Annotated in this window: 20 protein-coding genes; 15 read left to right on the top strand and 5 right to left on the bottom strand. The window is 73.5% G+C overall.

The features are described from left to right. The first annotated feature begins 21 nt into the window (after positions 1-21). Entirely contained in the window at positions 22-651 is a 630-nt protein-coding gene (locus AC07FJ_RS23985) for a hypothetical protein (RefSeq protein WP_479051364.1), read from the top strand. Positions 652-701: 50 nt separating this feature from the next. Here AC07FJ_RS23985 and AC07FJ_RS23980 read toward each other — a convergent pair whose 3' ends face one another. From AC07FJ_RS23980 to AC07FJ_RS23970, 3 genes are all read right to left on the bottom strand, one after another. Continuing rightward, positions 702-1379 carry a gamma-glutamyl-gamma-aminobutyrate hydrolase family protein gene (locus tag AC07FJ_RS23980; protein ID WP_479051363.1) on the bottom strand — a complete coding sequence of 226 codons (678 nt, stop codon included), beginning with the start codon at positions 1377-1379 and terminating at the stop codon, positions 702-704. Positions 1380-1402: 23 nt separating this feature from the next. Beyond that, positions 1403-2845 carry an ethanolamine permease gene (gene eat, locus AC07FJ_RS23975; protein WP_479051362.1) on the bottom strand — a complete coding sequence of 481 codons (1443 nt, stop codon included), beginning with the start codon at positions 2843-2845 and terminating at the stop codon, positions 1403-1405. A 127-nt stretch (positions 2846-2972) separates the two neighbouring features. Next, on the bottom strand, positions 2973-3710 hold the full coding sequence (locus AC07FJ_RS23970; protein WP_479051361.1) for a FadR/GntR family transcriptional regulator: 738 nt from the start codon (positions 3708-3710) through the stop codon (positions 2973-2975). 78 nt (positions 3711-3788) lie between these two features. Here AC07FJ_RS23970 and AC07FJ_RS23965 point away from each other — a divergent pair, with 78 nt between their 5' ends. From AC07FJ_RS23965 to AC07FJ_RS23950, 4 genes are read left to right on the top strand one after another with little or no spacing between them, the layout of a single operon-like run. Continuing rightward, positions 3789-5153, top strand: a complete 1365-nt coding sequence (locus AC07FJ_RS23965; RefSeq protein WP_479051360.1) for a glutamine synthetase family protein — start codon at positions 3789-3791, stop codon at positions 5151-5153. 10 nt (positions 5154-5163) lie between these two features. Next, on the top strand, positions 5164-6540 hold the full coding sequence (locus tag AC07FJ_RS23960; RefSeq protein WP_479051359.1) for an aldehyde dehydrogenase family protein: 1377 nt from the start codon (positions 5164-5166) through the stop codon (positions 6538-6540). Between the two features lie 6 nt (positions 6541-6546). Next, complete coding sequence (locus AC07FJ_RS23955; RefSeq protein ID WP_361422273.1) at positions 6547-7338, top strand: 3-oxoacyl-ACP reductase; 792 nt, start codon at positions 6547-6549, stop codon at positions 7336-7338. Positions 7339-7395: 57 nt separating this feature from the next. Then, positions 7396-8268: a DUF2510 domain-containing protein gene (locus AC07FJ_RS23950; protein WP_479051358.1), complete on the top strand. Its 873-nt coding sequence runs from the start codon at positions 7396-7398 to the stop codon at positions 8266-8268. 22 nt (positions 8269-8290) lie between these two features. Here the strand turns inward: AC07FJ_RS23950 and AC07FJ_RS23945 are convergent, their stop codons facing one another. Further along, positions 8291-9493, bottom strand: a complete 1203-nt coding sequence (locus AC07FJ_RS23945; RefSeq protein WP_479051357.1) for an amino acid deaminase/aldolase — start codon at positions 9491-9493, stop codon at positions 8291-8293. An 805-nt stretch (positions 9494-10298) separates the two neighbouring features. On the opposite strand from AC07FJ_RS23945, the gene AC07FJ_RS23940 reads away from it, so the two are divergent. The 3 genes from AC07FJ_RS23940 to AC07FJ_RS23930 are packed head-to-tail and all read left to right on the top strand — an operon-like array spanning position 10299 to position 13098. Then, positions 10299-11171, top strand: a complete 873-nt coding sequence (locus tag AC07FJ_RS23940) for a hypothetical protein (RefSeq protein WP_479051523.1) — start codon at positions 10299-10301, stop codon at positions 11169-11171. Next, positions 11168-12340, top strand: coding sequence for a type VII secretion-associated serine protease mycosin (mycP, locus tag AC07FJ_RS23935; RefSeq protein WP_479051356.1), 1173 nt, complete (start codon positions 11168-11170; stop codon positions 12338-12340). The genes AC07FJ_RS23940 and mycP overlap by 4 nt, the downstream gene beginning before the upstream one ends. 20 nt (positions 12341-12360) lie before the next feature. After that, entirely contained in the window at positions 12361-13098 is a 738-nt protein-coding gene (locus AC07FJ_RS23930) for an SseB family protein (RefSeq protein ID WP_479051355.1), read from the top strand. Positions 13099-13102: 4 nt separating this feature from the next. On the opposite strand, the gene AC07FJ_RS23925 is transcribed toward AC07FJ_RS23930, so the two are convergent. Further along, a complete protein-coding gene (locus tag AC07FJ_RS23925) occupies positions 13103-13495 on the bottom strand; it encodes a DUF1844 domain-containing protein (RefSeq protein WP_361422291.1) in 393 nt (130 codons plus the stop codon). 335 nt (positions 13496-13830) lie between these two features. Between AC07FJ_RS23925 and infC the strand changes: the two genes are divergently transcribed. The 7 genes from infC to pheT all read left to right on the top strand — a co-directional run bounded on the left by infC (position 13831) and on the right by pheT (position 21394). After that, entirely contained in the window at positions 13831-14538 is a 708-nt protein-coding gene (gene infC, locus AC07FJ_RS23920; RefSeq protein ID WP_355362395.1) for a translation initiation factor IF-3, read from the top strand. 124 nt (positions 14539-14662) lie between these two features. Next, positions 14663-14857: a 50S ribosomal protein L35 gene (gene rpmI, locus AC07FJ_RS23915; RefSeq protein ID WP_010476245.1), complete on the top strand. Its 195-nt coding sequence runs from the start codon at positions 14663-14665 to the stop codon at positions 14855-14857. A 104-nt stretch (positions 14858-14961) separates the two neighbouring features. After that, positions 14962-15348 (top strand): 50S ribosomal protein L20, encoded by a 387-nt coding sequence (rplT, locus tag AC07FJ_RS23910; protein ID WP_031080021.1) that lies wholly within the window; start codon positions 14962-14964, stop codon positions 15346-15348. 101 nt (positions 15349-15449) lie between these two features. Then, positions 15450-16313, top strand: coding sequence for a TrmH family RNA methyltransferase (locus AC07FJ_RS23905; protein WP_361422485.1), 864 nt, complete (start codon positions 15450-15452; stop codon positions 16311-16313). A 58-nt stretch (positions 16314-16371) separates the two neighbouring features. After that, a complete protein-coding gene (locus AC07FJ_RS23900; protein WP_479051354.1) occupies positions 16372-17604 on the top strand; it encodes a sensor histidine kinase in 1233 nt (410 codons plus the stop codon). A 137-nt stretch (positions 17605-17741) separates the two neighbouring features. Beyond that, complete coding sequence (gene pheS / locus AC07FJ_RS23895; RefSeq protein ID WP_479051353.1) at positions 17742-18866, top strand: phenylalanine--tRNA ligase subunit alpha; 1125 nt, start codon at positions 17742-17744, stop codon at positions 18864-18866. Continuing rightward, complete coding sequence (gene pheT, locus AC07FJ_RS23890; protein WP_479051352.1) at positions 18866-21394, top strand: phenylalanine--tRNA ligase subunit beta; 2529 nt, start codon at positions 18866-18868, stop codon at positions 21392-21394. Before pheS ends, pheT begins: the two co-directional genes overlap by 1 nt. Positions 21395-21515 lie beyond the last annotated feature (121 nt).

The following is a 21515-nucleotide window of genomic DNA, read 5'->3' as shown; positions in this document are numbered from 1 at the left end:
TGAGTGGATACGGGCAGTCTGATGCAGGCAAGTCGTAAGAAGACCGTCATGCGCGCGGGTCTGGGGTGTCTGCTGGCCCTCGCGGCGGTTTTCGGATACCTGGAGATCTTCACCAAGGGGCTCGACCGGCTACCGGCCCGGCCGTGTGACGGTGCGGTCGACCGGGAGACGGTGGCCCGCGTGCTGCCGACGGCCCGTTCGGCCGAGGAACGCGGGAGGCTCAACCTGGAGGCCGGCGGCGGCTTCCTGTTCGGGTGTTATGTCCGCACCAGCGGCGGCTCCGTCATCTCGGGAGAGGCGGAGGGCCGCGACGCCGCTGCGGATCGGTGGCGGGACTCCCACGAGAAGAACGGGAACGAAGCGGATCCCGTCGAGGTGTCGTCCGGCGGCATCAGAGCCGTGGTGCACTCGGACAGCGCGTTCGTGTACGTCCCCTGCACTCCGCCCGGCAAGAAGCCCGGCGAGGCGCGGGAAGCGTACGCGCTGACCGTCGACGCCCGCACCATCGGTGAGACCCGCGTTCACGGGCACGAGCTGCGCCAAGTCCTCGTCGACTTCGCCTACCAGCTCGCCCGCCACACGTACGAGACCGTCGACTGCCAGGAGGCGCGGACCTTCCCGAAGGAGCTGCCCCGGCTCCCGGCCGCCTGAGGCACGCGAGAGGCCCGGTCCGCTATCAGCGGGCCGGGCCTCACGCGTACTCACGACGCCGCCGCGACCAGCCCCTCCATCACCCGCAGGTCGGCGTCCATCTCGGGGTGCCACTGCACGCCCATCGCCCAGCGCGTGCCCGGCAGCTCGACCGCCTCCACCGTGCCGTCCTCCGCGTGCGCCGAAGGGGTCAGGCCGCGGCCCAGCCGGTCCACCGCCTGGTGGTGGTACGTCGGGACCGTCACCGCTTCCGGGACCAGGGAGGCGTACCGCGTGCCCGGGACCGGCTTCACCGTGTGGGCGGCGAAGACGCCGGGGCCGCCGGTGTGCCCGTCCAGGTGCTGCACCAGGGTGCCGCCGAGTGCCACGTTGAGCAGCTGCATGCCGCGGCAGACGCCCAGCAGCGGCGTGCCGGTCGCGAGGGCCGCGTCGATCAGCGCGAGCTCCCAGGAGTCCCGCTCCGCCGCCGCCGGGCCCGTGCGGGGGTCGCGCTCGGCGCCGTACCGTACGGGGTCGACGTCGGCGCCGCCCGCGACGACCAGGGCGTCGAGGCGGGCCACCGCCTCCGGGGCCGTGGCGGGCGCGTCCGGCGGGAGCATCGCGGCGATGCCGCCCGCCGCCTGGACCAGGCGCGGGTACGTCTCCGGCAGCAGCGCCGCCGGCATGTCCCAGACGCCCCACCGGGCGCGGTCCAGGTAGGTGGTGACGCCGATGAGCGGCTTCGGCACGGGTGGTTCCTCTCGGTTGCGTGTCAGTTGCGTTCGAGCTCGGCTTCGGCTGCCGCCAGCGCCGCGAACTCCTCCTCGGGCGCGCTCGCGACGAGACGGTGCCGACTGTAGAAGGCGAAGTACGCGAGGGCGACGACGTACACCCCCAGCGCGATGAGTGCCGCGTCCACGTCCACCAGAAACGTCGCCACCAGGGCGGACAGCGCGAGGACCAGCGCGACGGAGGACGTCAGGACGCCACCGGGCGTGCGGTAGGGGCGCGGCAGGTCCGGCTCGCGGCGCCGCAGCACGATGTGGGACAGCGCCATCAGGGCGTAGCTGATGGTGGCGCCGAAGACGGCGATGTTCAGCATCCGCGCGCCGTCGCCGGTCCCGGCCGCCAGCGCAAAGCCGATCGCCCCCGGGATCAGCAGCCCCAGGTACGGCGACCTGCGGCGGCTGGTCAGCGACAGGAAGCGGGGCAGGTAGCCCGCGCGGGACAGGGCGAACAGCTGGCGCGAGCCCGCGTAGATGAGCGAGAAGAACGACGCCACCAGGCCCGCCAGGCCCGCGTAGTTGACGAACCGGCTCAGCGGGGTCGGACCCCCGTCCCCCTGGAGCGCGACGACGAGCGGGTTGCCCGCGTCCTGGATCGCCGCCGAGCCGCGCGCCCCCGTGGCCGCGAAGAACGTCAGGACGGCGAGCAGCACCAGGACCATCATCGACAGCGAGAGCGCGCGCGGCATGGACCGCACCGGGTCCTTGGCCTCCTCGGCGGCCAGCGGCACGCCCTCCACGCCGAGGAAGAACCACATCCCGAAGGGGAAGGCCGCCCAGATGCCGAGCAGGCCGAAGGGCAGCCAGGAGCTCGCCCCGAAGGCGGACCCGTCCACCGGGATGTCGTCCAGCCCGTCGGCGTGGAACTCCGTGAAGGCGCCGGCCGCGAAGATCAGCAGCGCAGCCACCGCGATCGCCGTCACGATGAGGCTGAAGCGCAGCGCCTCGCCCACGCCCCACAGGTGGATGCCGATGAAGACGACGAAGCACGCGAGGTAGACCGGCCAGCCGGACTCCAGGCCGAACAGGCCGAGCGATTCGACGTAGTCGCCGATGAAGATGGAGATGGCGGCCGGGGCCAGGACGTACTCGATGAGGATGGCCGTCCCGGTCAGGAAGCCGCCCCAGGTGCCGAGGGCGCGGCGCGCGAAGCCGTAACCGCCGCCGGCGGCGGGGAGGATGGCGGACAGCTCGGCGAGCGCGTACACCAGACAGGCGTACATCACGCCCATCAGGAGGGTGGCGATGGCCAGCCCGCCGAAACCGCCCTCCGCCAGGCCGATGTTCCAGCCGGAGAAGTCTCCCGAGACGACGTAGCCGACCCCCAGGCCGGTCAGCAGCAGCCAGCCGGCGCTGCCCTGCCGCAGGGCCCGTCGTTTCAAGTAGTCGTCCGCGGGGACCGGGGTGTCCTTGGTTTCTTCCAGCGTCATGGCAGCGTGCTCCCGCATCGGTCGGGGCCCAATGGAATGGACCCATACCTTTGCGGTGGCCGGGAGGGGAGCGCAACCCCCGTGCGTTACGTTCCGGTTACGCCGGGCCCCGCGCCCCGGCCGCGGCTCACGCCAGGAAGCCGCGCAGCAGCGCAGCCGTCCCCGCGCAGTGCTCCCGCATCACCTCGCGCGCCGCGTCCACGTCCCCCTCCAGCACCGCCTCCACCAGCGCGGTGTGCTGGTGCTGCGAGTGCTCCAGGTTCCGCACCAGCAGCGGGATGCAGTCCAGCAGGTCGTTCACCGTCGCCCGGACCGCCGCGTACTGCGCCGTCAGCGTCGGCGACCCCGACAGCTCCGCCAGTGTGAGGTGCAGCAGTGTGTCCTGGCGCCGGTAGTCGTCCAGCGGTGCGTCGTGCGTCGCCCGCAGCGCCGCGCGCAGCCGCTCCGCGCCCTCCTCGGAGAGCCCGTGCGCCGCGCACAGCCCGGCCGCGCCCACCTCCAGCACCTCCCGGAAGCGCAGCGTGTCCTCGACGTCGACGGCGGCGACGCGGCGGCGCAGCTCCTCCTCGCCGTGGTCGCCGGGCGCGCGGTCGCGGCGCAGCACAAACGTTCCGCCGTAGCGGCCGCGCCGGCTCTCCACGAGCCCCTGCTCCTGGAGCACCTTCAGCACCTCGCGCAGGGTGACCCGGCTGATGCCCATCCGCTCGGCCAGCTCCCGCTCGGCGGGCAGGCGCTCGCCACCGGGCACCAGGCCGAGCCGTACGACCTGGAGGATCTGCTCCAGCGCCTCCTCGAAGCCGTTGCCCGCCCGCACCGGGCGCAGGACCGGTGTCAGCCGGTCCTCCGGTTCGCTCTTCTTCGCCACCTCGCGGTTTCCCCTTCCCAAGCAATGGTCTCCGGCAATACCTTATGGCTCCCGGCTGACCGAAGGAGGAGCATTCCCGTGGCAGACCGCAAACCCCCGCTCACCGTCGAGGAGCTGCGCGCCCTCGTCGCGAGCGGTGAGATCGACACAGTGGTCCTGGCCTTCCCCGATATGCAAGGGCGGCTCCAGGGCAAGCGGTTCGCCGCACCCTTCTTCCTCTCCGACGTGCTCGAGCACGGCACGGAGGGCTGCAACTACCTCCTCGCCGTGGACGTGGAGCTGAACACCGTCGACGGCTACGCGATGTCCTCATGGAACAACGGCTACGGCGACTTCGCCATGCGCCCCGACCTGTCCACCCTGCGGCGCGTCCCCTGGAACGAGGGCACGGCGCTCCTCATCGCCGACCTCGCCTGGAGCGACGGAACCCCGGTCGTCGCCGCGCCCCGCCAGATCCTGCGCCGCCAGCTGGAACGGCTCGCCGAGCACGGCTACACCGCGCACGTCGGCACCGAGCTCGAGTTCATCGTCTTCAAGGACACCTACGAGCAGGCCTGGGACGCCGGGTACAAGGGGCTCACCCCGGCCAACCAGTACAACATCGACTACTCCGTCCTCGGCACCGGCCGCATCGAGCCCCTCCTGCGCCGCATCCGCAACGAGATGGCCGCCGCCGGCCTCACCGTCGAGTCCGCCAAGGGCGAGTGCAACCCCGGGCAGCACGAGATCGCCTTCAAGTACGACGAAGCCCTGGTCACCTGCGACCAGCACGCCGTCTACAAGACGGGTGCCAAGGAGATCGCCGCCCAGGAGGGCGTCTCGCTCACCTTCATGGCGAAGTACAACGAGCGCGAGGGCAACTCCTGCCACATCCACCTCTCCCTCCAGGACGCCGAGGGCCGCAACGCCATGGCGGGCGACGGACCCGGCGGCATGTCCCCGGTCATGCGCCACTTCCTCGCCGGGCAGCTCGCCGCGCTCCGCGACTTCTCCCTCCTCTACGCGCCCAACATCAACTCGTACAAACGCTTCCAGCCCGGCTCCTTCGCCCCCACCGCCGTCGCCTGGGGGTACGACAACCGCACCTGTTCCCTCCGGGTGGTCGGCCACGGCCGCTCCCTGCGCTTCGAGAACCGCCTCCCCGGCGGTGACGTCAACCCGCACCTCGCCGTCGCGGGCCTGGTCGCGGCCGGTCTGTACGGGATCGAGCACGAGCTGGAGCTGCCCGAGCCGTGCGACGGAAACGCCTACACCGCCGACTACGCCCACGTGCCGACCACCCTGCGCGAGGCCGCCGAACTGTGGGAGAACAGCCCCCTGGCGAAGGCGGCCTTCGGGGACGAGGTCGTCGCCCACTACCGCAACATGGCGCGGGTCGAACTGGACGCCTTCGACGCCGCGGTCACCGACTGGGAGCTGCGCCGCTCCTTCGAACGCATGTGAGGCCCTCCCCTTGAGCACCGAAGAGACCACCGAACACCTCGTACTGAACCCCGCCACCGAAGAGGTCGTCGCCACCGTCCCGGCGGCCACCGCCGCCGACGTCGACGCCGCGGTCACGCGCGCCGCCGCCGCCCAGAGGACCTGGGCCGCCGCCGCCCCCGCGGACCGCGCCCGTCTCCTGCGCCGCTTCGCCGCCGTCGTCGACGACCACCGGGAGGAGCTGGCCCGGCTGGAGGTCCGCGAGGCCGGCCACACCCTCGGCAACGCCCGCTGGGAGGCCGGCAACGTCCGGGACCTGCTCGACTACGCGGCCGGGGGAGTGGAGCGCCTGAACGGCCGCCAGATCCCCGTCCCCGGCGGCCTCGACGTCACGATCCTCGAACCCCTCGGCGTCGTCGGCGTGATCGCCCCCTGGAACTTCCCGATGCCCATCGCCGCCTGGGGCACCGCCCCCGCCCTCGCGGCCGGCAACGCCGTCGTCCTCAAGCCCGCCGAGACCACCCCGCTCACCGCACTGCGGCTCGCCGAGCTCGCCCTGGAGGCGGGCCTCCCGGAGCACCTGTTCCAGGTGCTGCCCGGAGCCGGGGCCGTCGCCGGGAACGCGCTCGTCGAGCACCCCGGAGTCGCCAAGATCGTCTTCACCGGCTCCACGCGCGTCGGCAAGCAGATCATGGCGAAGTGCGCCGACCGCGTGAAGCGCGTGACGCTCGAACTCGGCGGCAAGAGCCCCAACATCGTCTTCGCCGACGCCGACATCGAGGCCGCGGCCGCCACCGCCCCCATGTCGTTCCTCGACAACTCCGGCCAGGACTGCTGCGCCCGCACCCGCATCCTCGTCCAGCGCAGCGCGTACGACCGCTTCCTGGAGCTCCTCACGCCCGCCGTCGAGGAGGTCGTCGTCGGCGACCCGTCCGACGAGCGGACGCAGATGGGCCCGCTGATCTCCCGCACGCAGCTGGACAGGGTGCGCGGGTACGTCCCCGAGGACGCGGCCGCGATCCGCGGGAAGGCCCCGGAGGGGCCCGGTTTCTGGTTCCCGCCCACCGTCCTCACCGGGCTCCCGGCGGACGCGCCCGCCGCCATGGAGGAGATCTTCGGGCCGGTCGCCGTCGTCCTCCCCTTCGAGGACGAGGAGGACGCCGTACGGCTCGCGAACGCCACCGAGTACGGCCTGTCCGGCTCCATCTGGACCCGCGACGTCGGCCGCGCCCTGCGGGTCTCCCGCGCCGTCCGCGCGGGCGCCCTCTCCGTCAACTCCCACTCCAGCGTCCGCTACTGGACCCCGTTCGGCGGCTTCAAGCAGTCCGGCCTCGGCCGTGAGCTCGGCCCCGACGCCCTGACCGCCTTCACCGAAACCAAGAACGTCTTCATCAGCACGGAGGCCTGAGACCCCATGACCGCCACCAACGAGAACACCGTCTGCCGCCGCCTGGTCGGCCGTACCGCCGTCATCACCGGCGCCGGCAGCGGCATCGGCCTCGCCACCGCCCGCCGCCTCGCCTCCGAGGGCGCCCACGTCGTCTGCGGCGACATCGACGAGAAGGCCGGCAAGGCCGCGGCCGACGAGGTGGGCGGCACCTTCGTACGCGTCGACGTCACCGACGCCGAACAGGTCGAGGCGCTCTTCAAGACGGCGTACGACACGTACGGCAGCGTCGACATCGCCTTCAACAACGCGGGCATCTCGCCGCCCGACGACGACTCCATCCTGGAGACCGGCCTGGAGGCGTGGAAGCGCGTCCAGGAGGTCAACCTCACCTCGGTCTACCTGTGCTGCAAGGCCGCCATCCCCTACATGCGGCGCCAGGGCAAGGGCTCCATCATCAACACCGCGTCCTTCGTCGCCCGCATGGGCGCGGCCACCAGCCAGATCTCGTACACCGCCTCCAAGGGTGGCGTGCTCGCCATGTCACGCGAGCTGGGTGTGCAGTTCGCCCGCGAGGGCATCCGCGTCAACGCCCTGTGCCCGGGGCCGGTCAACACCCCGCTCCTGCAGGAGCTGTTCGCCAAGGACCCCGAGCGGGCCGCGCGCCGCCTCGTCCACATCCCGGTCGGGCGCTTCGCCGAGGCGGAGGAGATCGCGGCCGCCGTCGCGTTCCTCGCCAGCGACGACTCGTCCTTCGTCAACGCCACCGACTTCCTCGTCGACGGCGGCATCTCCGGCGCGTACGTCACGCCCCTGTAGGGACCGCGCGGGTGGCCGGGCGTCGTCGTACGGCGTCCGGCTGCCTACGCTGATCGCATGAGCATGACGACTCCTCCCGGCTGGTACCCGGACCCGGGCAACCCCGCCGTCGAGCACTGGTGGGACGGCACCGCGTGGACCGGCCGCACCCGCCCTGTCGGCCGCCCCCCGAGAGGCCGGAGCGGTGTGCTTCCGCTCGCCGTCGCCGGGACCGTCCTGGTGGCGGCGGTCGCCGTCGCGGCGGTCGTCCTCCGGCCCTCCGGCGACGACGAGGCCCTCGCCCCGCCGCCCTCCCCCACGGCCCCGGTGACGACGACCCCGGCGACGCCTACGCCTTCCCCCTCCGGTGCCGGCGCCGAGGGCGACCCCGCGGTCGTCGTCGACCAGCTCAACGGCATCACCCTCCCCATCCCCGACGGCTGGGAGAAGCCGGAGCACACCACGGCCGACGTCGCCACCGTGACCACCGTGGCCGACGTGCCCTGCCCCGGCGACACGAGCCGCTTCTGCAAGCCCGGGACCGTCACCTCCTGGACCGTCAGCGCGCCGGAGGGCAGCACCGTCAAGGCCATCGCCGAACAGGACGTCGTGACGGCCGCGGACCGCGCGTACGAGGAGGACGCCCTCGGCAACCGCCTCCACGGCGGCATCCGTTCCCACAAGGTGATCGCCTCGCGCCCGGCCGTCGTCGCCGGCCGTACCGGCCACCTGGTCCGCTGGCAGGTCACCACCGGCAACGGCCCGGGCGGCTACGTCCAGTCGCTCGCCTTTCCCGCCCCCTCCGGCAACGGGACCCCCGTGGTCGTACGGTTCGCCTTCGACGCCGGCCCGGAGGGGCCGCCCCTGACCCTCATGGACGAGATCACGCGCGGGATCCGCCCCATCGGCAGTGCCACGGGCGGCGGCGTCGGCAGCTCCATCGGGCCGTGAGGGCCGCGAGGGCCGCGAGGCCTTAGAGGAACGTCCGGCCCTCACCGCGGTACGTCGGTACGGTCGCCGTGATCCGGTCGCCCTCGATCAGGTGCAGCGCGTCGAACCGCTCGCACAGCTCGCCCGCCTTCGCGTGCCGGAACCACACCTTGTCGCCGATCAGCAGATCGTCGGCGGGGGTGCCCAGCAGTGGCGTCTGCACCTCGCCCGCGCCCTCCTGCGGGTCGTACCGCAGCCCTTCGGGCAGGTACGGCACCGGCAGCCGGTCCTTGCCCGGCGCGCCCGACGCGGGGTAGCCGCCGCCGAGCACGGTGACCGCGCCCACGCCCGGGCGGCGGACGACGGGCTGCGCGAACAGCGCGGCCGGCCGGCCGGTGAAGGAGGTGTAGTGGTCGAACAGCCGCGGCACGTAGAGCCCCGACCCGGCCGCGACCTCCGTCACCGCGTCCTCGGCCGCGGTGTGCTGCACGCTCCCCGTACCGCCGCCGTTGACGAACTCCAGCTCCGGCGCCACCGCCCGGACCGCGTCCACCACGGCCGCCCGCCGGACCGCCAGCTCCCTACGGGCGGCCGCCTGCATCAGCCGCACGGCCCGCGACCGCGCCGGCCGCCCCGCGACCGCGTCCCCGACCCCCGCGACGTGCCCCTCGTACGCCATCAGCCCGACCAGCCGGAACCCCGGCCGCCGCGCCACCGACCGGGCCACCTCGGCCACCTGCGCGGGCGTGTGCAGCGGCGAGCGCCGCGCCCCGATCCGTACGCGGCCGCCCAGCAGGCGCAGCGAGGTGTCCAGCTCCAGACAGACCCGGATCTCCTCGGCCCCGCCCTCACGGGCCCGGTCGATCAGCTCCAGTTGCGCCGGGTCGTCGACCATCACCGTCACCGCGCGCGCGAGCTTCGGGTCCCGCGCGAGCTCCGAGAAACCGGCCCGGTCGACCGAGGGGTACGCCAGCAGGACGTCCTCGAACCCCGCCCGCGCCAGCCACAGCGACTCGTCGAGCGTGAACGACATGATCCCGGCGAACCCGTCCCGGGCGAGCACCCGCTCCAGCAGCGCCCGGCACCGTACCGACTTGCTCGCCACCCGGACCGGCTTCCCGCCGGCCCGGCGGACCAGGTCGTCGGCGTTCGCGTCGAACGCCTCCAGATCGACGACGGCCAGCGGCGCGTCGAGATGGGCGGTGGCCCGGTCGTACCGGGCCCGGTCAGCGGCACGGGGAGTCATGGCCCGAGCCTGCCAGACGGTGCTACCTCCGGGTAGGGGGATGTTCCGGTCAGATCGGTGCGGGCCCCCGCCGCCCACCCGCGGCCGCGTTGCGGCGGACCTGGGAGGAAGCCTTAGAGTGACGACACGCGCCGACGAACGGGCCTGCCCCGAAAGGCGATCCGGACGACAACCAGGGGGGCGGATGAGCACCGAAGCACGACGCCCGTCCTCCCGCATCACCGACGCCCTCCTCCCTCCGGAACGCCCCGCATCGCCGGAACGCCCCACGCCTCCGGAAACGCCGACCCCGGCCGCCCCGCGGTCCGCGCCCTCCGGCGCGGCACGGCCGGCCGCCCCGCTGCCCCCGCTCGCCGAGAGCGCCCCGCCGGCTGAACCGCCGGCCTCCCCGTCGCCCGAGAACACCCCGCCGGCTTCCCCGCCGCGCCGGGCCGCCGCCCCGCTGCCTCCGCTCGCGCCGACCTCCCCGCCGACCGCGCCGCCGACCTCGCTGCCGGTCGCGCCCCCGCGCCCCGCCGCCCCCCGGCAGCCCGCGCCCGCCGCCGCCCAGGAGCCGCCGCGCGCCCCCGGAGTGCCGCGGCCGCAGACCCAGGCCGCGCCGCAGCCTCCCGCCGCGCCGCAGCCGCCCGCGTCCGCCGCCGGCGAGACCACCGCGCGTCTCCGCCCCGTGCGGCAGGAGCCGGGCGCCGAAAGCACCGCGCGCCTGAGGCCCGTACCGCAGCAGTCCGCCCCGGCAGAGGCACCGGCCGGCGCCCCGGCCGTGGCTCCGGCGCCCTCGCGGCGACCGCCCGTCGGGTCCGTCAACCTGGGACCGGCGCCCTCCGGCCCACCCGTCAGCGCCCCGCACGCCTACTGGGGGCCGCTGCCCCCCGAGGCGCCCGTGGAGCAGACCACCCGCCTGCGGCCCGTCCGGGACCGCCACCCCGCGCGCACCGGGGCCGCCCTCGCGTGCCTGGTGCTCGGGCTCGGGCTGATCGGCGGCGCCGTGGCCGGGGCGTGGCTCGCCGGGGGCCCGGGCCCCGACCCGGCCGCCCGTACCGCGTACACCGAGGCCCGCACCCTCTGGCACAGCGTCCCCGTCGACACCCTCTTCCCCCGCACCCTCAAGGGCGAGGACGCCGGTCCCGGCCGCGCCGACCGAGTGTGGACGCGCGTCGCCGTGGCGCCCGACGGCCCCTGCGCGGGGGCGCTCGACCCGCTGCTCCTCAAGGCGCTGCGCCCCGTCGGCTGCGCACGCGTGCTGCGCGCCACGTACACCGACGCCACCTCGACCAGCGTCACCACCGTCGGCATGGTCTTCACCGAGGCCGACGCCACCGCCATGACCGCTCTGAGGGCGCGTTTCGGCGACGAGAGCCTCGACGAGCGCCCCGACCTGATGCCCCGCACCCTCCCGGCCCCCGACACCGTCGCCGCCGGCTTCGGCGACAAGCAGCGCGCCAGCTGGCGGGTGAGCGTCCTCACCGAGGCACCGGTGATCGTGTACGCGGTCTCCGGCTTCGCCGACGGCCGTACCGTCCCCGACCCGCAGCCCGCCGCCGAGGCGATGGCGGAGGGCCAGACGACCGCGTCCGCCCAGGCCGGCCTCGGGCACGAGGCCAAGGGCATAGCCGACCGCGTCGAGCGCGGCCTGCGCGCCGCCCTCGCCAAGGCCACCAGCACCCAGGAGCCGCAGTGAGACGCCGCCCGCGCGCCGTCGCCGCCGCCCTCGCGGCCGTCGGCTTCGCGCTGCTGCCCGCCGCCCCCGCCCACGCCGACGCGATCCGCGCCCAGCAGTGGGGACTGGAGGCCATGCACACCTCCCAGGCGTGGCGTACCACCAAGGGCGCGGGCGTCACCGTCGCCGTCCTCGACACCGGCGTCGACCCCACCCACCCCGACCTCGCCGGCAACGTCCTGCCCGGCAAGGACCTCATCGGCTTCGGCGCCGGCCAGGGCGACCGCGCCTGGGCCCGCCACGGCACCGCCATGGCCGGGATCATCGCCGGTCACGGCCATGGGCGCGGCAACCAGGACGGCGTCCTCGGCATCGCGCCCGAGGCGAAGATCCTCCCCGTCCGCGTCATCCTCGAAGGCGCCGACCCCGCCCGCACCAAGGCCCGCACCACGCGCGGCACCGCCCTCGCCAAGGGCATCCGCTGGGCCGTCGACCAGGGCGCCGACGTCATCAACCTCTCCCTCGGCGACGACAGCGAGTCCGCCCACCCCGACGCCGGTGAGGACGCCGCCGTCCAGTACGCCCTCTCCAAGGGCGTGGTCGTCGTCGCCTCCGCCGGCAACGGCGGCGAGAAGGGCGACCACATCTCGTACCCCGCCGCCTACCCCGGCGTCATCGCCGTCACCGCCGTCGACCGCTACGGCACCCACGCCGCCTTCTCCACCAGCCGCTGGTACGCCACCGTCAGCGCGCCCGGCGTCGACATCGTCATCCCCGACCCGGACCGCAAGTACTACCAGGGCTGGGGCACCAGCGCCGCCTCCGCGTTCGTCTCCGGAGCCGTCGCCCTGGTCCGCGCCGCCCACCCCGAACTGACGCCCGCCCAGATCAAGAAGCTCCTCGCCGACACGGCCCGCGACCGCCCCGAGAGCGGCGGCCACGACGACGACAAGGGCTACGGCACGGTCGACCCCGCCGCGGCGATCGAGGTGGGCGGCACGCTGCGCCCGGCCGACCCGAAGGCCGCCACCTCCGGCTACGCCAAGCGCTACTTCGGCACCGGCCCCAGCCCCGAGCCCGAGGAGGAGGCGGGCACCGGGCTGATCGCGCCCGTCACCGGCGGCGTCGGCGTCCTGCTGGTGATCGTCGCCGTCGTCCTGTGGCGAGGGGGCCGCGCGAACGGGTACTGACGCCCGGATAGGCTCGACGCGTGGCGCTCAAGAACATCCCCGACCCCGGTTTCTCCGACGACGACGGCACCGCCGACCCCGAGCTCACCGCCGCCCTCGCGGCCTGGGCCGAGGACCGGTCGGCCGAGCCGCGCGTGCTCGCGGCGCTCAAGGGCGCCCGGCTGCTGGTCCCCGTCGTCGCCGTCCTCGGCGAGGTGGAGGAGGACGAGGAGACCGGGCTGCGCCGCGAGAAGACCAGCGACATGGCCGTGCCCACGCTCACCGCCGGCGACCGCCGCGCGCTCCCCGCGTTCACCTCCCTCGAGTCCCTGGCCCGCTGGGACCCGGCCGCCCGCCCCGTCGCCGTACCGCTGCACCAGGCGCTCCAGGCGGCCGCCCACGAGAAGGCCGACACGCTGGTGCTGGACCTCGCGGGACCGGTGTCGTACCAGCTGACCGGCCGCGCGCTGCTCGCCGCCGCCGAGGGCCGCACGACGACCGACCCGCTCGCCGACCCCGCCGTCACCGAGGCGGTACGCGCGGTGGTGACCGCAGAGCCGGCCGTGCTCCGCGCGTACCTGGTGCCCGGCGGCGGCGCGGACGGCACGCTCGCGCTCGTCACCGGTCCGGCCGCGCCGCCCGCGGAGACCGCCCAGCGCGTGGCCCGCGCGCTCGCGGCCGACGAAACACTGAGGGCCCGCCTGGTGCGGGGCCTGGACCTGGCACTCCTGCCGGCCGAGGCCACCCCTCCGGGCGAGCCCTTCTACGTGAGACCGTGAGCGATCAGCTGTAAACGGGACCCGTGTACTTCTCGCCCGGCCCCTGACCCGGCTCGTCCGGCACGATCGACGCCTCGCGGAACGCCAGCTGCAGCGACTTCAGCCCGTCGCGCAGCGGCGCCGCGTGGAACGAGCTGATCTCCGTCGCGCCCGCGTCGAGCAGACCCGCCAGCGCGTGGATCAGCTTGCGCGCCTCGTCGAGGTCCTTGTACTGGTCGCCCTCCTCGGTGAGACCGAGCTTCACGGCCGCGGCGCTCATCAGGTTGACGGCGACCGTGACGATCACCTCGACCGCGGGCACCTCCGCGATGTCGCGGGTCATGGTCTCGAAGTCGGTCGTCTCCGCACCGGAGGCGGAGTCGGAAGCGGAGGGGTTGCTCGGCGTGGCGTCACTCATGACGCCCACGATAGGCGCAGGCAAGGGGCGCGGCGAAAGCCGCTCCAGTGGAGCCGGTGCTTGAACCGGACAGTTAGCCGCACCCCCGGGAAGCTGCTAACCTGGTGTGACGACCGGCCGGACACGACTCGTGCTCCGGCCCACAAGTGGAGGCTCCGCTCTCCCACCTGGCCGTCCTCCGGGACGGCGGGTCACCGGTCAGACGGCGACCATCGTTCCGTACGGACGATGGGGCCGTCCGAATGCGCGCCCCGCGGTTGACCGCGGCGGTGCTCCGGTAGCACGAGGAGCCCCGCCTGTGTCCCGTCCGGGGCATTTTTCATGCGCCGGCGCGGTTGGTCTCACTAAACAGACGTTACGCGTCCGTCCGCCAGGCGGTCGCGTGGTGCTACCGAGGAGGATCCATCAGCACCGAGCCCCGCATCAACGACCGGATTCGCGTTCCCGAGGTGCGACTTGTCGGTCCCAGCGGCGAGCAGGTGGGCATTGTGCCGCTCGCCAAGGCGCTGGAGCTTGCGCAGGAGTACGACCTGGACCTGGTTGAGGTCGCGGCGTCCGCACGGCCGCCGGTCTGCAAGCTCATGGACTACGGCAAGTTCAAGTACGAGTCGGCCATGAAGGCCCGTGAGGCGCGCAAGAACCAGGCGCACACGGTCATCAAGGAAATGAAGCTCCGGCCGAAGATCGACCCGCACGACTACGACACCAAGAAGGGTCACGTCGTCCGGTTCCTCAAGCAGGGCGACAAGGTCAAGATCACGATCATGTTCCGTGGTCGCGAGCAGTCCCGGCCGGAGCTCGGCTACCGACTGCTGCAGCGGCTGGCGGAGGACGTCCAGGACCTCGGCTTCATCGAGTCGAACCCGAAGCAGGACGGCCGCAACATGATCATGGTTCTCGGTCCGCACAAGAAGAAGACCGAGGCCATGGCCGAGGCCCGCGAGGCGCAGGCCGCCCGCAAGGCGGAGCGCCAGGGCCAGCCCGCTCAGGCGGACGAGCCCACCGAGGTGGAGCAGCCCGCCGAGGCGGAGTCCGCCCAGTAGGCCCGAGGTCCCCGAGGGCCTGTGTCCGGGGCATCCGCCCAGGACTCAACCGATACACCTGACGCTCCCGCGTGCCGGTCCCCGGACCGGCTGGGAGCGCCACTGACGAGGAGAGAACGGCGCTATGCCGAAGAACAAGACGCACAGCGGTGCCAAGAAGCGCTTCAAGATCACCGGCTCCGGCAAGGTGCTGCGCGAGCGCGCCGGCAAGCGCCACCTGCTCGAGCACAAGTCGTCCAAGCTGACGCGTCGCCTCACCGGCAACGCCGAGATGGCCCCGGGTGACAGCGCCAAGATCAAGAAGATGCTGGGCATCTGATTGACCTCCCGCCCTCGGTGACGGGGGCATCCGGTCACCGCCGGGATCCATTCGTTTCCGGGTCGTGTGAGTCCAACCACGACCCCGCTACAAGGAGTTAACACGTGGCACGCGTCAAGCGGGCAGTCAACGCCCACAAGAAGCGCCGGGCGATCCTCGAGCAGGCCAGCGGTTACCGCGGCCAGCGCTCGCGCCTGTACCGCAAGGCGAAGGAGCAGGTCACCCACTCCCTCGTCTACAACTACAACGACCGCAAGAAGCGCAAGGGCGACTTCCGTCAGCTGTGGATCCAGCGCATCAACGCCGCTGCCCGCGCCAACGGCATCACCTACAACCGCTTCATCCAGGGTCTGAAGGCCGCCAACATCGAGGTGGACCGCAAGATCCTGGCCGAGCTGGCCGTCAACGACGCCAACGCGTTCGCCGCGCTCGTCGAGGCCGCCCAGAAGGCGCTCCCGAGCGACGTCAACGCCCCGAAGGCCGCCGCCTGATCTCCCAGGCTGTAGGACTTCCGCCCGGACCCGCAGGCCCAGCGCCTGCGGGTCCGGTCTGTTCCACCCCCGTGCGTACGAGAAGAGAGCCGCCGACCACCATGGGCACCCCCGAGCTCCCCGAGCTGATCTCCCCCCGCTCCCCGCGCGTCATCGCCGCCCGGCGGCTCGCCAAGCGGAACTTCCGGGGCAAGGAGCGGCGGTTCATCGCCGAGGGCCCGCAGGCCGTGCGGGAGGCCGTCGCCCACCGCAGCGGCGGCGAGCCGACGCTGGTCGAGCTGTTCACCACCGTCGAGGCCGCCGAGCGGTACGCCGACATCGTCGAGGCCGCCCGCGCCACCGGCGCCCGCGTCCACCACGCCTCCGACGCCGTCCTCGCCGAGGTCTCCCAGACCGTCACCCCGCAGGGACTCCTCGGCGTATGCCGGTTCCTGGACTCGCCCTTCGAGGAGATCCTCAAGGGCCGCCCCAAGCTCGTCGCCGTCCTCGCCCACGTACGCGACCCCGGCAACGCCGGCACCGTGCTGCGCTGCGCCGACGCCGCCGGCGCCGACGCCGTGGTCCTCACCGACGCCTCCGTCGACCTGTACAACCCCAAGGCGGTACGCGCCTCCGTCGGTTCCGTCTTCCACCTGCCGGTCGCGGTCGGCGTCCCCGTCGAGCAGGCCGTCGCCGGGCTCCGGGGGGCCGGCGTGCGGATCCTCGCCGCCGACGGGGCGGGCGAGGCCGACCTGGACGCCGAGCTCGACGCGGGCACCATGGGCGGCCCCACCGCGTGGATCTTCGGCAACGAGGCCTGGGGCCTCCCCGAGGAGACCCGCGCCCTCGCCGACGCGGTCGTCCGCGTACCGATCCACGGCAAGGCCGAGAGCCTGAACCTGGCCACCGCCGCCGCCGTATGTCTCTACGGCTCCGCGCGTGCGCAGCGCGCTGCCGGAGGGTGCCGCTCCGTCACCTCCAGCTAGTAGGCTGGCGGGCCGGGGGAGCGGCCCACTGTGCGGTACGGAGGGGTGGGATTCGGGGATGACGCCCGGGACGAGCAGGCCGTCGGCAAAGCGGGGCGCTTTACTCAACGCGCCCGCCGAACGCGCGCCCGCCGCACCCAGCGCGCCCGGCGCGCCCGCCGAGTCCGCCGCCCAACGCACGCCCGCCGCCCCCGGCGCGTCCCCGGTGCCCGCCGCCGCGCCGGACGCCTACGCGTCCGCCTGCGCCTACGAGCCCGACGACCTGCCCGACGGCCTGGTCATCGCCGACCGGCACGGCACCGTGGTCTGCTTCAACGCCGCCGCCGAACGCCTCACCGCCGTCCGCCGGGACGCGGCCCTCGGGCGGCCGCTGGAGGAGGCGCTCCCCCTGGAGGACCTCAAGGGCCGTCGCTGGTGGGCGCTGACCGACCCGTACGGCGGGCTCGCCATCCGGGGCGGCCAGCCCGAGCGCAACCTGCTGCTGCCCGGCAACCGGGAGGTCCTGGTCGCCGCCCGCTACGTGCGCGAGCACCCCCTGGGCCCGGTCCGGAAGGTCGTCGTCACCCTGCGCGGCACCGAGGCCCGGCGCCGTACCGAGCGCAGCCACGCCGAACTGATCGCCACCGTGGCCCACGAGCTGCGCTCCCCGCTCACCTCCGTCAAGGGCTTCACCGCCACGCTCCTCGCCAAGTGGGAGCGGTTCACCGACGACCAGAAGCGGCTGATGCTGGAGACCGTGGACGCCGACGCGGGCCGCGTCACCCGGTTGATCGCCGAGCTGCTCGACATCTCCCGAATAGACTCCGGCCGCCTCGAGGTGCGCCGCCAGCCCGTCGACATCGCCGCGGCCATCGGCCGCCACATCCAGGCCCACACCGCGCGCGGCCAGTCCCCGGACCGCTTCTTCGTGCGCGTACGCCGCCCGCTGCCCGATCTGTGGGCCGACCCCGACAAGATCGACCAGGTCCTCGGCAACCTGCTCGAAAATGCGGTGCGGCACGGCGAGGGAACCGTCACCATCGAGGTGGCACCCACCGGCGCCGACGACGAGGAGAAGGGAACGGCGGTCACCGTGAGCGACGAAGGCCCCGGCATCCCCGAGGAGTCGATGGGCCGTGTCTTCACCCGCTTCTGGCGGGGGAGCAAGCGCGGCGGGACCGGCCTCGGCCTGTACATCGTCAAGGGCATCGTCGAGGCGCACGGCGGGACGATCACCGTCGGCCGCGGACCGGCCGGCGGCGCCGAGTTCCGATTTACGCTGCCCGTGAGCGCCCCGGCCTATCTGGCGTAACAGAGGCCGCGCAGGTGTCCACGGGCTGATCCTCGGCTCATCCGCCACCCCATACCCCGTTAGACTCGTCCTTTGGCACCTTTGCGTCCTCGGTCGTCGAGCGGGGGCCCCAGCCAGCCCACGGAAGTACGGAAGAGATGTCGGCACCCAATAAGTCGTACGACCCTGTCGAGGTCGAGGCACTGAAACCGGAAGAGATCGAGCGCATGCGGGACGAGGCGCTCGCCGCCTTCGCCGCCGCCGGCGACCTCGACGCGCTCCACGAGGCGAAGATCGCGCACACCGGCCCCACCTCGCCGCTGTCGCTCGCCAACCGGGAGATCGGCGCCCTGCCCCCGCACGCGAAGGCGGAGGCCGGCAAGCGCGTGGGCCAGGCCCGCGGTGCCGTGAACAAGGCACTCGCCGCCCGCCAGGCGGAGCTGGAGGCCGAGCGCGACGCGCGCGTGCTGGTCGAGGAGGCGGTGGACGTCACCCTTCCGTACGACCGCGTGCCGGCCGGCGCCCGCCACCCGCTGACCACCCTTATGGAGCGCATCGAGGACGTCTTCGTCGCCATGGGCTACGAGGTCGCCGAGGGCCCCGAGGTCGAGTCCGAGTGGCTCAACTTCGACGCGCTCAACATCGCCGTCGACCACCCCGCCCGCGGCGAGCAGGACACCTTCTTCGTCGCCGACGCCGAGGGCACCTCCGGCTCCGGTGTCGTGCTGCGCACGCACACCTCGCCGGTCCAGGTCCGGTCCATGCTGGACCGCGAGCCCCCGGTGTACGTGATCTGCCCCGGCCGCGTGTACCGCACGGACGAGCTGGACGCCACGCACACCCCGGTCTTCCACCAGGTCGAGCTGCTCGCCGTCGACGAGGGCCTGACCATGGCCGACCTGAAGGGCACCCTCGACCACATGGTCCAGGCGCTCTTCGGCGGTGAGGGCATGAAGACCCGGCTCCGGCCGAACTTCTTCCCCTTCACCGAGCCGTCCGCCGAGATGGACATGGTCTGCTACGTGTGCCGCGGCGAGTCCGTCGGCAACCCCGACCGCCCCTGCCGCACCTGCTCCAGCGAGGGCTGGATCGAGCTCGGCGGCTGCGGCATGGTCAACCCCAAGGTGCTGACCGCCTGCGGCGTGGACCCGGAGAAGTACAGCGGCTTCGCCTTCGGGTTCGGCATCGAGCGGATGCTGATGTTCCGCCACAACGTGGAAGACATGCGAGACATGGTCGAGGGTGACGTCCGGTTCACCCGGCCGTTCGGGATGGAGATCTGATGCGGGTCCCGCTTTCGTGGCTGCGGGAGTACGTCGACCTGCCGGCGACGGAAACCGGCCGTGACGTACAGGCCAAGCTGGTGTCGGCGGGCCTGGAGGTCGAGACCGTCGAGCAGCTCGGCGCCGGGCTCACCGGCCCGCTGGTCGTCGGCCAGGTCCTCACCATCGAGGAGCTGACCGAGTTCAAGAAGCCCATCCGCTTCTGCACCGTCAACGTCGGCCAGGCCAACGGCACCGGTGAGCCGCAGGAGATCATCTGCGGCGCCCGGAACTTCGCCGAGGGCGACAAGGTCGTCGTGGCCCTCCCCGGCGCCGTGCTCCCCGGCGACTTCCGGATCGCCGAGCGCAAGACGTACGGCCGGATCTCCCGCGGCATGATCTGCTCCACCGACGAGCTCGGCATGGGCGACGACGGCACGCACGGCATCATCGTGCTGCCGCCCGAGATCGAGATCGGCATCGACGCCACCGAGCTGCTCGAGCTGTACGACGAGGTCCTCGACATCGCCGTCACGCCCGACCGCGGCTACTGCCTGTCGATGCGCGGCGTCGCCCGCGAGGCCGCCACCGCCTACGGCCTGCCGCTGCGCGACCCGGCGCTCCTCGACGTACCCGCGCCGAACGCGTACGGCTACCCCGTCAAGGTCTCCGACCCCATCGGCTGCGACCGCTTCACCGCGCGCACCGTCGTCGGGCTCGACCCCGAGGCGCGCTCCCCGATCTGGCTGCGCCGCCGCCTCCAGAAGGCCGGCATGCGCCCGATCTCGCTCGCCGTCGACGTCACCAACTACGTGATGCTCGAGCTCGGCCAGCCGCTGCACGCGTACGACCGCACCCGCGTCCAGGGGGCGATCGGCGTGCGCCGCGCGGAGGAGGGCGAGAAGTTCACCACCCTCGACGGCGTCAAGCGCGTCCTCGACGCCGAGGACCTGGTGATCACGGACGAGCGCGGGCCCATCGGCCTCGCGGGCGTGATGGGCGGCGCGAACACCGAGATCGCCGACTCCGTCACCGACCCCGAGACCGGCGAGGTGCGCGGCACCACCGAGGTCGTCATCGAGGCCGCCCACTTCGACCCGGTCTCCATCGCCCGCACCGCGCGCCGCCACAAGCTGTCCTCCGAGGCGTCCCGGCGCTTCGAGCGGGGCGTCGACCCGCAGGCCGCCGCCGCTGCCGCGCAGCGGACCGTCGACCTGCTGGTGCTGCTCGCGGGCGGCACCGCCGAGGCCGGCGTCACCGAGATCGTCGCGCCGTCCGCCCCGCGCACGGTGACGATGGCCGCCGACCACCCCGACCGCGTCGCCGGTGTCGTCTACGGCCGCGAGACCGTCGTCCGCCGCCTCCAGGAGGTCGGCTGCGACGTCCTGGGCCAGGACGAGCTGACCGTCACCGTCCCGTCGTGGCGGCCGGACCTCGCCCACCCGAACGACCTCGCCGAAGAGGTCATCCGGCTGGAGGGGTACGAGAACCTCCCGTCCACGCTGCCCAAGCCCCCGGCCGGCCGCGGCCTGACCGCGCGGCAGCGGCTTCACCGCCGCGTCGGGCGGGTCCTCGCGGGCGCCGGGTACGTCGAGGCGCCGAACTACCCGTTCGTCTCCCCGCAGGTCTTCGACCAGCTGGGCCTCGCGGCGGACGACCCGAACCGCGAGGTCGTCACGCTCGTCAACCCGCTCTCCGACGAAGAGCCGGCGATGCGCACCACCCTGCTCCCCGGGCTGCTCGGCGCCCTGCGCCGCAACGACGGGCGCGGCAGCCACGACCTGGCGCTCTTCGAGACCGGCCTGGTCTTCCACCCGGCCGGCCAGGCCGGGACCGCCGTGGTGCTGCCCGTCGACCGCCGTCCCACCGACGAGGAGATCGCGGCCCTCAACGCCCCGCTCCCCGCGCAGCCGCGCCACGTCGCGGTCGTCCTCGCCGGGGCGCGCGAGCAGGCCGGCTGGTGGGGCCAGGACCGTCCGGCCGACTGGGCCGACGCGGTCGAGGCCGCCCGGAGCGTCGCCCGCGAGGCCGGCGCCGAGCTCGTCGTCCGCCAGGGCCAGTACGGCCCGTGGCACCCGGGCCGCTGCGCCGAGCTGGCGGTCGTCGTGGAGGGCGAGGAGCAGGTCGTCGGATACGCCGGTGAGCTGCACCCGCGGGTCGTCAAGGCGCTGCACCTGCCCGCCCGTACGTGCGCGATGGAGCTGAACCTCGACACCGTCGAGCGCGCTTCGGCCGGTGCCCTGCGCGCGCCGCGGATCTCGGCGTTCCCGGTCGCCACGCAGGACGTCGCCCTGGTCGTCGGCAAGGACGTGCCGGCCGCCGACGTCGAGCGCGCGCTGCACGAGGGCGCGGGCGAACTGCTGGAGTCCCTCCGGCTGTTCGACGTCTTCGAGGGCGAGCAGATCGGTGAGGGCCGCAAGTCCCTGGCGTACGCGCTGCGCTTCCGCGCCGCCGACCGCACGCTGACCGTCGAGGAGGCCTCGGCCGCCCGTGACGCCGCGGTGGCGCTGGCCGCCGAGCGGACGGGCGCGGTGCTGCGCGGCGCCTGACACCCGCGTGCGTCCCACGGGACGCGTCCCACGTGATGAGGGGCATGGCCGGAACACCGGCCATGCCCCTCACTCGTTCGAGTGGGAAGGCTGGTGGAGCCCGCCCCGCGGCGGAGACGAT

It is taken from the genome of Streptomyces sp. NPDC045998, assembly GCF_056430285.1.
Note: the sequence above shows the minus strand (reverse complement) of the source record. Positions and strands in the feature narration are given on the sequence as shown.